The organism is Streptomyces huasconensis, assembly GCF_021028635.1.
Lineage (GTDB): Bacteria > Actinomycetota > Actinomycetes > Streptomycetales > Streptomycetaceae > Streptomyces > Streptomyces huasconensis.
Genome location: NZ_CP086119.1, coordinates 6996428 through 7008436, shown reverse-complemented (window position 1 = coordinate 7008436; position 12009 = coordinate 6996428). Strand labels below are relative to the sequence as shown.

9 protein-coding genes and 2 pseudogenes are annotated in these 12009 nt (G+C 69.4%); 7 read left to right on the top strand and 4 right to left on the bottom strand.

Annotation, left to right across the window (positions count from 1 at the left end; translation table 11 throughout):
* Nucleotides 1-12: 12 nt before the first annotated feature.
* The 4 genes and pseudogenes from J2N69_RS31305 to J2N69_RS31290 form a co-directional block, all read right to left on the bottom strand.
* Nucleotides 13-114 (bottom strand): annotated as a pseudogene (locus J2N69_RS31305) (SGNH/GDSL hydrolase family protein); the annotation flags it as partial.
* Nucleotides 115-208: 94 nt separating this feature from the next.
* Complete coding sequence (locus J2N69_RS31300) at nt 209-679, bottom strand: cupin domain-containing protein (protein ID WP_230903706.1); 471 nt, start codon at nt 677-679, stop codon at nt 209-211.
* An 82-nt stretch (nt 680-761) separates the two neighbouring features.
* Nucleotides 762-1587 (bottom strand): annotated as a pseudogene (locus J2N69_RS31295) (helix-turn-helix domain-containing protein).
* Nucleotides 1588-1735: 148 nt separating this feature from the next.
* On the bottom strand, nt 1736-2305 hold the full coding sequence (locus tag J2N69_RS31290; protein WP_230903705.1) for an adenylosuccinate lyase: 570 nt from the start codon (nt 2303-2305) through the stop codon (nt 1736-1738).
* A gap of 392 nt (nt 2306-2697) precedes the next feature.
* Between J2N69_RS31290 and J2N69_RS31285 the strand changes: the two genes are divergently transcribed.
* From J2N69_RS31285 to J2N69_RS31255, 7 genes are all read left to right on the top strand, one after another.
* Nucleotides 2698-4494 (top strand): 3-hydroxyacyl-CoA dehydrogenase family protein, encoded by a 1797-nt coding sequence (locus J2N69_RS31285; protein WP_230903704.1) that lies wholly within the window; start codon nt 2698-2700, stop codon nt 4492-4494.
* A 112-nt stretch (nt 4495-4606) separates the two neighbouring features.
* The gene (locus J2N69_RS31280) at nt 4607-5419 is read left to right on the top strand and encodes a TetR family transcriptional regulator (protein ID WP_230903703.1); all 813 of its coding nucleotides are present in this window, start codon (nt 4607-4609) and stop codon (nt 5417-5419) included.
* 393 nt (nt 5420-5812) lie between these two features.
* Nucleotides 5813-7150, top strand: a complete 1338-nt coding sequence (ccrA, locus tag J2N69_RS31275; protein WP_127911756.1) for a crotonyl-CoA carboxylase/reductase — start codon at nt 5813-5815, stop codon at nt 7148-7150.
* 22 nt (nt 7151-7172) lie between these two features.
* Nucleotides 7173-9200 (top strand): protein meaA, encoded by a 2028-nt coding sequence (locus J2N69_RS31270; RefSeq protein ID WP_230903702.1) that lies wholly within the window; start codon nt 7173-7175, stop codon nt 9198-9200.
* The gene (locus J2N69_RS31265) at nt 9197-10162 is read left to right on the top strand and encodes an HpcH/HpaI aldolase/citrate lyase family protein (RefSeq protein ID WP_230903701.1); all 966 of its coding nucleotides are present in this window, start codon (nt 9197-9199) and stop codon (nt 10160-10162) included. The genes J2N69_RS31270 and J2N69_RS31265 overlap by 4 nt, the downstream gene beginning before the upstream one ends.
* Before the next feature lie 6 nt (nt 10163-10168).
* A complete protein-coding gene (locus J2N69_RS31260) occupies nt 10169-10702 on the top strand; it encodes a MaoC family dehydratase (protein ID WP_125516132.1) in 534 nt (177 codons plus the stop codon).
* A 2-nt stretch (nt 10703-10704) separates the two neighbouring features.
* On the top strand, nt 10705-11910 hold the full coding sequence (locus J2N69_RS31255) for an acyl-CoA dehydrogenase family protein (protein WP_230903700.1): 1206 nt from the start codon (nt 10705-10707) through the stop codon (nt 11908-11910).
* Nucleotides 11911-12009: the final 99 nt, after the last annotated feature.

The following is a 12009-nucleotide window of genomic DNA, read 5'->3' as shown; positions in this document are numbered from 1 at the left end:
CGTGCCACCTGGGTCGGTCGTGAGCACGAGACCTTGCCGCCGCGAGACCGTGTCGAGACGGCGGCGCAGCACTGCGTGCCGGACGAGGACGCCCACGACCGCTGCGGGTGTCACCGGGAGGGTGGCGGGCGTCGTCCGGGAAGCCCAGGTAGTGGGCGCCGAACCACGCGCGGGTGACGGCTGTCGCCGAGGCACCCGCTGCGTGTTCTCACGGCGCTTCCTCCGGGCCGGGCGTGCCGACGCGTTCGGTCGGGCGGGGGTCGGTCCGAGGACGGTGGTCGGTGCCGAGGGACGCGGTGATGGCCAGGATGGACGCCGGCCCCTCCATGTCGACCGCATGCCATACCCCGGCCGGGTTGATGGTGGCCTCGCCCGGCCCGAGCCGAACGTGGTCGGGCACCCCGTCGATGTCGCGGGTGACCGTCACGGACCCGCTGAGGCAGACGACCAGTTCGTCGCCCGCAGGGTGGCTCTCCCAGTGGTCGCCGGGCCCGTCGCCGTCGAAGATCGCCACTATCCGGCCCTCGGCGCCGTCTGCCGCGACGGCGGCGCTGTAGGCCTGGAGCACCTCCGGGTCCCAGGTGAATCCCTCGATGGGTTTCGCTCGCGATCCCAGTCCGAGGTGCACGGGGGTGGTCCGCAGGCCCATGGCAGCGCGTTCGTGGTTGAGGAGTCTCATGCCGAGGATCGTCCACGACAGCGATCGGGCGGTCTTGAAGAAAAGGGAAGAGAAACCGGCGCGAAGGGCGGGCGGTCGGCGGTCACCCGGCTCCTAGGAGGACTTCGCCGCGACGCCAGGCCGTCGGCGTGCGGCCCGTGAACTCGCGCCAGTCCCGCCTGGTCGGCATAGCCGGTGACCGTTGCCACATCGCCCCACGGGAGCGGGTCCCGCACCGCCGCCCGTTCGTGCGCGTGCTCGAAGCGCAGGACTCGGGCGGCGGTCTTCGGGGACAGGCCCACCTCGCCGCGAAACCGCTCGGTGAGGTACCGACGGCTCCAGCCGAGTTCCGCGGCGAGCGCACCGACCTGGACGCGGCCCCGCGCGGCGACGAGGCGGCGCCACGCCTCAACCACCTCGGGGCGCACCTGACGCGCACGGTCGCCGCAGGCGCCACGGCCGACGGCTCGGAGGAGCAGTTCGTCCAGCGCGGTGAACCGCGCCGCCCATGTCGTGGCCGAGCGGAGCCGGTCGGCCAACTCGACGGCCAGCGCTCCGAGAAGCTCGTCCAGGGGGACCAGTTGGTGGGCGAGTTCGGCGGACGGCATGCCGTACACGGCCCGGGCCCCGAGCGGTGTCAGCGCTACCTTGACCCCTTGCTGGCGTCCGTCGTGGTGAAACGCGACGGACCTGCGCATCAGTCCGCCGGCCACGCCGGTGAACCGGGTGACCGGTGATCCGTCGTCAACGCCCGCCGCCACCTCCAGAGGATCTGACAGGCTGATCACCGCGGTGAGCGCGCGGCCCGGCGGGCCGCGGTGTACCCCCGTCGGTGCCCCGCGGAGGTCGAAGCCGACGTACGAGTCGACGTACTCCCGCAAGACGGGCGCCGGACGTGCACCGATCCCGGTGGCCGTGTGATCCCCCATTTTCGTCAGTGTACGAACCGCTCAGCCATCCCTCTGCCCTCTGGCGCAACTTTCGGCCCCCAGCGCCCTCCCCCTCAGGAGCGCGGGGAACTGCGCGCCCAGCCCCCACACACCCGCAGCCCGACCCACAACCCGCACGGCCCCCACCTCACCCCGGCAGCCGCGCCAACGCCGCCGCCGCTGCCGCCGCGAGGCGAGGGTGGCCGCACGCCTCGGTCAGTACCGGGCGGGCGCGCGCGTCGCCCAGTGCTCCGAGGCCCTCCACGCAGGCGAGGGCTATCTTCCCGTAGGGGTCATGGGGGGCGAGCCTGCGGCGCAGAGTGGTGATCAGGGCGGGCGCCGACTCCGGGGCGCGCAGTTCCGTCAGCAGCCGCACGGGATGCAGGGCGTAGGCGACGCGGAGTTCGTTCGTCGCGAGGGCCGCCGCCGCGCGGGCCGTGCGGGGGTCGCCGAGCCGCGCCAGCGCGTACGCCGCCGCCGCGCACCGCGGTGGATCGCGGTGGTTGAGGAGGAGGACGAGCGATTCGAAGGCCCTGCGGTCGCCGGCGACACCGAGCCGGACCGCCGCCAACTCCCGGGCCCACAGCGGGCGGCCCGGAGAGACGAGCACCTCGGCCAGCTCATCGAGATCATCGGCGGCGACCAGCTCCTCGTACTCCCGCGAGGCCCCCGCCTCGGCCCGTAAACGCTCGGTCACCGTCCGCAACTCCTCATCCATGGACGCGAGCCTAAGCCTTACCCAGCGGTCGCGACGTAGATCACAGGGAACCGGAAGGAGAGAGGGCTGGCGCGCTCGTTACCCGGCGGTTAATCTCATCTGAGCGGGGCACACTCCCCGTGAGCACGTCCTCACGACGGCCTGGTGACGCAGCCGCCGTGGGTGTCAGTCGGTTCGGTACCTCAGGTGCCGCCGGTTTCGCGGGCACCCCAGGTGCCCGGAGGAACCTCCGGTATCCAGTGCGGCACGGCCCCGGGACAGGGCCGGCCGGCCTCTCACCGGGCGTGGACTCTGCGCCGCCCGGACAGGACCTCTCAACCCCCGCACGCCTTGCGACAGTCAACGTGTCCGCGTGCGCCCCTCAGTCGTCACTCTCTTCCTGGAGTCCACGCATGGACGCTCCCTTGAACGACACCTCCCTGCACACGGTCGCCGTCATCGGTCTGGGCACGATGGGCACCGGAATCGCCGAGGTCCTGGCCCGCGCGGGCCGCGAGGTCATCGGCATCGACATCAGCCAGGCGGCGGCCACGCAGGCGGTCGCCTCCCTGGAGGCCGCCACCGCCCGCGCGGTGAGCCGTGAGCGGCTCACCGACGGGGAGCGGCGCGACGTCCTCGCCCGCTTCCGCACCTTCACCGACCTGCGGGCCGCCGCCGACGCCGACCTGGTGATCGAGGTCGCCCCGGAGTCGTACGAGATCAAGCAGCAGATCATCCGGGAACTCGACGGCGTCGTGCGCCCCGACGCGATCATCGCGACCGGCACCAACGCGCTGTCCGTGACCCGTCTCGCCGCCGAATCGGCGCACCCCGAGCGGGTGTTGGGCCTGCACTTCTTCAACCCGGCGCCCGCCATGAAGCTCGTCGAGGTCGTCTCGTCCGTGCTGACCTCGCCCGCCGCCGTCGCCACCGTCACCGAGCTGGCGCACTCCCTCGGCAAGGAGCCCATCGCGGTCGGCGACCGCCCCGGCTTCGTCGCCGACGGGCTGCTCTTCGGCTACCTCAACCAGGCCGCCGCGATGTACGAGGCGAAGTACGCCTCCCGCGAGGACATCGACGCCGCGATGAAGCTGGGCTGCGGCCTGCCGATGGGCCCGCTCGCGCTGCTCGACCTGATCGGCGTGGACACCGCGCGCACGGTCCTGGACGCCATGTACGCCGAGTCGCACGACCGGCTGCACGCGCCCGCGCCGATCCTCAAGCAGCTCGGCGAGGCGGGCCTGACCGGCCGCAAGTCGGGCCGCGGCTTCTACACGTACGCCGCGCCGGGCAGCGCGGACGTGGTGCCCGACGCGCTGACCCCGCTGGAAGGCGAGCGGCGCGCGCAGGGACGTACCGTCCGCTCCGTGGGCGTCGCGGGCTCGGGGACGATGGCGTCCGGCATCGCGGAGGTCTTCGCCAAGGCCGGTTACGACGTGGTCCTCGCCGCCCGCACCGAGGAGAAGGCCGAGGCCGCCAAGGCCCGGATCGGGAAGTCGCTCGCGCGCTCCGTCGACAAGGGCCGGATGACGGCCGAGACGGCGGCCCAGGCGCTGGAGCGGATCACACCGGCCGGTTCCTACGAGGCGTTCGCCGACGTCGATCTCGCCCTGGAGGCCGTCGCCGAGGACCTGGAGATCAAGCAGCAGCTCTTCGCGACGCTCGACAAGGTCTGCAAGCCGGGCGCGATCCTGGCGACCACCACCTCGTCGCTGCCGGTGGTGGCGTGCGCCCGTGCCACCACGCGCCCGCGCGAGGTGATCGGCATGCACTTCTTCAACCCGGCCCCGGCGATGAAGCTCGTCGAGGTGGTCCGCACCGTGCTGACCGCCGACGACGTGCACGCCACGGTCCGCGAGGTCTGCGCGACCATCCGCAAGCACCCGGTGGACTGCGGCGACCGCGCCGGATTCATCGTGAACGCGCTGCTGTTCCCCTACCTCAACAACGCGATCAAGATGGTCCAGGAGCACTACGCGACGCTCGACGACATCGACGCCGCGATGAAGCTCGGCGGCGGCTACCCCATGGGCCCCTTCGAGCTCCTGGACGTCGTCGGCCTGGACGTCTCGCTGGCCATCGAGAAGGTCCTGCACCGGGAGTTCCGCGACCCGGGCCTGGCTCCGGCGCCGCTGCTCGAACATCTGGTGGCCGCGGGCTGCCTCGGCCGCAAGACGGGCCGCGGCTTCCGCGAACATGCCCGGCGCTGAGCCGGCCCGGGAGCCGTGGGGGGCGCCGGCGGACTGGGGCGGGCTGCTCGGGCCCCCGGGCAGCCCCGTCCCTCATCAGCACCGCGCCGCGCATATGCAGTACGTTCATGGCATGTCCAAGGCCGCCAAGTCCTCACGTACGCCCGCCACGCCCGACGCCCCGGAGAGCGCAGCGGGCAGCCGTGCCGCCGCCCAGCGGCTCAAGATGCGCAGGGAGCTGGCGGCGGCGGCCATGGAGCTCTTCGCGACCAAGGGGTACGAGGCGACGACGGTCGACGAGATCGCCGCCGCCGCGGGCGTCGCCCGCCGGACCTTCTTCCGGCACTTCCGCTCCAAGGAAGAGGCGATCTTCCCGGACCACGACGACACCCTGATCCGCGCGGAGGCGGTGCTCAACGCCGCTCCCCCGCACGAGCACCCGCTGGACACGGTGTGCCGCGGCATCAAGGAAGTCATGAAGATGTACGCGGCCTCCCCCGCGGTCTCCGTGGAGCGCTACCGCCTCACCCGCGAGGTGCCGACGCTCCGGGAGCGCGAGATCGCCTCGGTGGCCCGTTACGAGCGGCTCTTCACCCGCTATCTCCTGGGCCACTTCGACGAGCACGCGCACCACGACGGCAATGACGACCCGCTCCTCGCCGAGGTCGCCGCCTCCGCCGTGGTCACCGCCCACAACCACGTGCTGCGGCGCTGGCTGCGGGCCGGCGGCCAGGGCGACGTGGAGACGCAGCTGGACCACGCCTTCGCGATCGTGCGGCGCACGTTCGGCACGGGCATCGGCGCGGGCCGCGACACCCTGCCCGCGGCGGCCCCGGCGACGGTGTCCGCGCAGGGAGAGGTTCTGGTCACGGTGGCTCGAACGGACGCACCGCTCGACGAGGTCATGCGGACCATCGAGAAGGCGCTCAGGGAGCGGGCTTCTTGACCCGTTTCACCCATTTCGTCCTTGGCTTTTGAGGGGTCGCTACTGGTCGGTAGCGGCCCCTCAAACGTGCCGCCACCCCCTCTGACCTGCACTGATCGATCATCGGTCAAAAAATACTGGCACCCAGTGTCTTGCCGACTGGCACGCGGTGCCATACGTTGATGTTGTCCGGGCGGCCGGCGTGCAGAGATCATCCGCACGCCGGCTGTCCCCTCAAGCCACGGCTTGCGCGTCCGGACGCCTGCGTCACAGGCACCTCTCACGCCCCACCAAGGCGTTGCCGAGCTCCACCCCTTGGCCGAACCGACGGCACACCTCCAAAAGCCCCGCCAGCACCCCACGAAACGTCGAGCAGCGTTCTCCCCAGACCGCTTCTTAGCCGGAGGCAACACCGTGAAGGAAATCCTGGACGCGATTCAGTCGCAGGACGCGCAGTCCGCCGACTTCGCCGCTCTCCCCCTCCCCGACTCGTACCGCGCGATCACCGTGCACAAGGACGAGACGGAGATGTTCGCGGGCCTGGAAACACGCGACAAGGACCCGCGCAAGTCGATCCACCTCGACGACGTGCCGGTGCCCGAACTCGGCCCCGGCGAGGCCCTGGTGGCCGTCATGGCCTCCTCGGTGAACTACAACTCCGTGTGGACCTCTATCTTCGAGCCGGTCTCCACCTTCAGCTTCCTGGAGCGCTACGGCCGGCTCAGCGAGCTCACCAAGCGCCACGACCTGCCGTACCACATCATCGGCTCCGACCTCGCCGGCGTCGTGCTGCGCACCGGGCCCGGCGTGAACTCCTGGAAGCCCGGCGACGAGGTCGTCGCGCACTGCCTGAGCGTCGAACTGGAGTCCTCCGACGGCCACAACGACACGATGCTCGACCCCGAGCAGCGCATCTGGGGCTTCGAGACCAACTTCGGCGGCCTCGCCGAGATCGCGCTCGTCAAGTCCAACCAGCTCATGCCGAAGCCGGACCACCTGAGCTGGGAGGAGGCCGCCTCCCCCGGCCTGGTGAACTCCACCGCGTACCGCCAGCTGGTCTCCCGCAACGGCGCCGCCATGAAGCAGGGCGACAACGTCCTGATCTGGGGCGCGAGCGGCGGACTCGGCAGCTACGCCACGCAGTTCGCGCTCGCCGGCGGCGCCAACCCCATCTGCGTCGTCTCCAGCCCCCAGAAGGCCGAGATATGCCGCGCCATGGGCGCCGAGGCGATCATCGACCGCAACGCCGAGGGCTACAAGTTCTGGAAGGACGAGCGCACGCAGGACCCCAAGGAGTGGAAGCGCTTCGGCAAGCGCATCCGCGAGCTGACCGGCGGCGAGGACATCGACATCGTCTTCGAGCACCCCGGCCGCGAGACCTTCGGCGCGAGCGTCTACGTCACCCGCAAGGGCGGCACCATCACCACCTGCGCCTCGACCTCGGGCTACATGCACGAGTACGACAACCGCTACCTGTGGATGTCGCTGAAGCGCATCATCGGCTCCCACTTCGCCAACTACCGCGAGGCCTGGGAGGCCAACCGCCTGATCGCCAAGGGCAAGATCCACCCCACGCTCTCCAAGGTGTACGCCCTGGAGGACACCGGCCAGGCCGCCTACGACGTCCACCGCAACCTCCACCAGGGCAAGGTCGGCGTCCTCGCGCTGGCACCTCAGGAGGGCCTCGGCGTGCGCGACCCGGAGAAGCGGGCCCAGCACATCGACGCCATCAACCGCTTCCGCAACGTCTGAACGCCCTAAGGAGCAGCGGGACATGACAGAGCGCCAGAAGGACCGGCCGTGGCTCATGCGGACGTACGCCGGTCATTCCACGGCGGAGGCGTCCAACGAGCTGTACCGGCGCAACCTCGCCAAGGGTCAGACGGGCCTCTCGGTCGCGTTCGACCTGCCCACGCAGACCGGCTACGACCCCGACCACATCCTCGCCCGCGGTGAGGTCGGCCGGGTCGGCGTCCCGGTCTCGCATCTCGGCGACATGCGACGCCTGTTCCAGGACATCCCCCTGGAGCAGATGAACACCTCGATGACGATCAACGCCACCGCCATGTGGCTTCTGGCGCTCTATCAAGTGGTCGCGGAGGAGCAGGGCGCGGACATCACCAAGCTCCAGGGGACGACGCAGAACGACATCGTCAAGGAGTACCTGTCGCGCGGGACACACGTGTTCCCGCCGGGTCCGTCCCTGCGGCTGACCACGGACATGATCACGTACACGGTGGCCCACATCCCCAAGTGGAACCCCATCAACATCTGCAGCTACCACCTCCAGGAGGCGGGGGCCACACCGGTCCAGGAGATCGCGTACGCGATGTCCACCGCCATCGCGGTCCTCGATGCCGTACGCGACTCAGGGCAGGTCCCCGAGGAGAAGTTCGGGGACGTCGTGGCCCGCATCTCCTTCTTCGTGAACGCGGGTGTCCGCTTCATCGAGGAGATGTGCAAGATGCGGGCGTTCGGGCGGATCTGGGATCAGGTCACGCGCGAGCGGTACGGCATCGAGGACCCCAAGCAGCGCCGCTTCCGCTACGGCGTGCAGGTCAACTCGCTGGGGCTGACGGAGGCGCAGCCGGAGAACAACGTCCAGCGGATCGTGCTCGAAATGCTGGCCGTCACGCTCTCCAAGGACGCACGCGCGCGTGCCGTGCAGCTTCCGGCCTGGAACGAGGCGCTGGGCCTGCCGCGCCCGTGGGACCAGCAGTGGTCCCTGCGCATCCAGCAGGTCCTCGCCCACGAGAGCGACCTCCTGGAGTACGAGGACATCTTCGACGGCTCGCACGTCATCGAGGCCAAGGTCGCCTCCCTGGTCGAGGAGTCCCTGGCGGAGATGGACCGGATCGAACAGATGGGCGGCGCGATGGCCGCCGTCGAGTCCGGCTATCTGAAGTCGCAGCTCGTCTCCTCGCACGCCGAGCGCCGGGCGCGCATCGAGTCCGGCGACGAGAAGATCGTCGGCGTGAATTCGTACGAGTCGACCGAGTCGAGCCCGCTCACCGCGGACCTGGACGCGGCGATCATGACGGTCGACCCGGCGGTCGAGGCGCGCGTGGTGAACGCCCTGAAGGACTGGCGGGACAACCGCTACCAGCCGCCGTTCAACCACCCCCGCCCCTGCAAGGCCCTGGAGCGGCTCAAGGAAGTCGCCGCGGGCACGGGCAACCTCATGGAGGCCACCCTGGAGTGCGCACGCGCCGGTGTGACGACCGGGGAGTGGGCGGGTGCCCTGCGGGAGGTCTTCGGGGAGTTCCGGGCGCCCACGGGCGTCTCCAGCGCCCCCGTGGCCGTCACCGCGGAGGAGGGCACGCCGCTCGCCCTGGTCCGCGACAAGGTCGCGAAGACGGCCGCCGACCTCGGCACCGGCAAGCTCCGCTTCCTGGTCGGCAAGCCCGGCCTCGACGGCCACTCCAACGGCGCCGAGCAGATCGCGGTGCGCGCGCGTGACGCCGGCTTGGAGGTCGTCTACCAGGGCATTCGGCTCACGCCCGAACAGATCGTCGACGCGGCGCTCGCCGAGGACGTGCACGCGGTGGGCCTGTCGATCCTCTCCGGCTCGCACGCCGAGCTGGTGCCGGACGTGCTGAAGCGCCTGCGCCGGGCCGGCGCCCACGACATTCCCGTCATCGCGGGCGGCATCATCCCCAACAGCGACGCCGAGGACCTGCGGGCGGCGGGTGTGGCCGCCGTCTTCACCCCGAAGGACTTCGGCATCACGGAGATCATCGGTCGTATCGTCGACGAGATCCGGAAAGCGAACAAGCTCGACCCTCTGGAGGTCCCCGCATGACCCAGCCCGTGAACCGGCTCCGCCCCCGCCGCTCGTGTCTGGCGGTCCCCGGCTCGAACCCGCGCTTCCTGGAGAAGGCCCAGGGGCTCCCCGCCGACCAGGTCTTCCTGGACCTGGAGGACGCCTGCGCGCCGCTCGCGAAGCCGGAGGCCCGGCACACCATCGTCAAGTTCCTCAACGAGGGCGACTGGACGGGCAAGACGCGGGTCGTGCGCGTCAACGACTGGACGACCGAGTGGACGTACCGCGACGTGGTGACCGTCGTCGAGGGCGCGGGCCAGAACCTCGACTGCATCATGCTGCCGAAGGTGCAGACGGCCGATCAGGTGGTGGCGCTCGACCTCCTCCTCACCCAGATCGAGAAGACCATGGGCTTCGAGGTCGGCAAGATCGGCATCGAGGCGCAGATCGAGAACGCGCGCGGCCTCAACAACGTCAACGCCATCGCCGAGGCCTCCCCGCGCGTGGAGACCATCATCTTCGGCCCGGCCGACTTCATGGCCTCCATCAACATGAAGTCCCTGGTCGTCGGCGAGCAGCCGCCCGGCTACCCGGCGGACGCGTACCACTTCATCCTGATGAAGATCCTGATGGCGGCCCGCGCCAACAACCTCCAGGCGATCGACGGCCCCTACCTCCAGATCAAGAACGTCGACGGCTACCGCGAGGTCGCGAACCGCGCCGCCGCGCTCGGCTTCGACGGCAAGTGGGTCCTGCACCCCGGCCAGGTGGAGGCCGCCAACGAGGTCTTCTCGCCCTCCCAGGAGGACTTCGACCACGCCGAGCTGATCCTGGACGCGTACGAGTACTACACGTCCGAGGCGGGCGGCAAGAAGGGCTCGGCGATGCTCGGCGACGAGATGATCGACGAGGCGAGCCGGAAGATGGCGCTGGTCATCTCCGGGAAGGGCCGTGCGGCCGGGATGACCCGCACGTCCACGTTCGAGGCCCCGGAGGCGTAAGACACCATGCAGTTCGGCCGCACCTACGAAGAGTTCGAAGTCGGCGCCGTGTACAAGCACTGGCCCGGGAAGACGGTCACCGAGTACGACGACCACCTCTTCTGCCTGCTCACCATGAACCACCACCCCCTCCACATGGACAGCAACTATGCGGAGAAGACGACGGACTTCGGGAAGAACGTCGTCGTGGGCAACTACATCTACTCGCTGCTCCTCGGCATGTCGGTGCCGGACGTCTCCGGCAAGGCGATCGCCAACCTGGAGGTCGAGTCGCTCAAGCACGTGGCGCCGACCTTCCACGGCGACACGATCTACGGCGAGACGACGGTCCTCGACAAGACGCCGTCGAAGTCCAAGTCGGACCGCGGGATCGTGTACGTGGAGACCAAGGGCTACAAGCAGGACGGCACCCTGGTCTGCGTGTTCCGCCGCAAGGTGATGGTGCCCACCGAGACGTACATCAAGGAGCGCGGCGGCGAGCAGCCCGGCCGCCCGGAGCTGAACACCCCTTCCAAGAGCGCCGAGAGCACGGAGAAGTAGCCATGAGCCGACTCGCGCAGACCGCCGGTCTCACCGACGTCCAGCAGGAGATCCTCTCCACCGTCCGCGACTTCGTGGACAAGGAGATCATCCCTGTCGCCACCGGACTCGAACACCGCGACGAGTACCCGCAGCAGATCGTCGACGGTCTCACGGAGTTGGGCCTGTTCGGCCTGATGATCCCGGAGGAGTACGGCGGCCTGGGCGAGTCGCTGCTCACGTACGCGCTGTGCGTCGAGGAGATAGCGCGTGGCTGGATGTCGGTCTCCGGCATCATCAACACCCACTTCATCGTCGCCTACATGCTCAAGCAGCACGGCACGCAGGAGCAGAAGGAGACCTTCCTGCCGCGGATGGCGGCCGGCGAGGTGCGCGGCGCGTTCTCGATGTCGGAGCCGGGGCTCGGCTCCGATGTGTCGGCGATCACGTCGAAGGGTGTCAAGGACGGCGACGAGTACGTCCTGAACGGCCAGAAGATGTGGCTCACGAACGGCGGTACGTCCACTTTGGTGGCCGTTCTGTGCCGAAGTGACGAAGGACACCCTCAGGGCACCGCCCCCCACAAGTCGATGACGACGTTCCTCGTGGAGAAGGAGCCGGGCTTCGGCGAGGTCCGCCCCGGCCTGACCATCCCCGGCAAGATCGACAAGATGGGCTACAAGGGGGTCGACACCACCGAGCTCATCATGGACGACCTGCGAATTCCGGCCAATCGTGTGCTCGGCGGGGTCACCGGCCGAGGGTTTTACCAAATGATGGACGGTGTCGAAGTGGGCCGTGTGAACGTCGCGGCGCGTGGCTGCGGTGTCGCGCAGCGTGCGTTCGAACTGGGCGTCTCGTATGCCCAGCAACGCCACACTTTCGGCAAGCCGATCGCCCAGCACCAGGCGATCCAGTTCAAGTTGGCCGAGATGGCTACCAAGGTCGAGGCCGCCCATGCGATGATGGTCAACGCAGCACGCAAAAAGGACTCCGGGGAGCGAAACGACCTCGAAGCAGGGATGGCGAAGTACCTCGCCTCCGAATACTGCAAGGAAGTCGTCGAGGACGCGTTCAGGATTCACGGCGGTTACGGCTTCTCGAAGGAGTACGAGATCGAGCGCCTCTACAGGGAGGCTCCGATGCTGCTGATCGGTGAAGGTACCGCCGAGATCCAGAAAATGATCATTGGTCGTCGACTGCTCGAAGAGTATCGGTTCCAGGGCTAGATGCCCGGTTTGGGGTGTTTTCTTCGCGAAGAAGATCACACCCTGTCAACACTCTTCGGCCGCCGACTCGGCTTCCTGGCTTGCCCAGTTGTGGCCCGC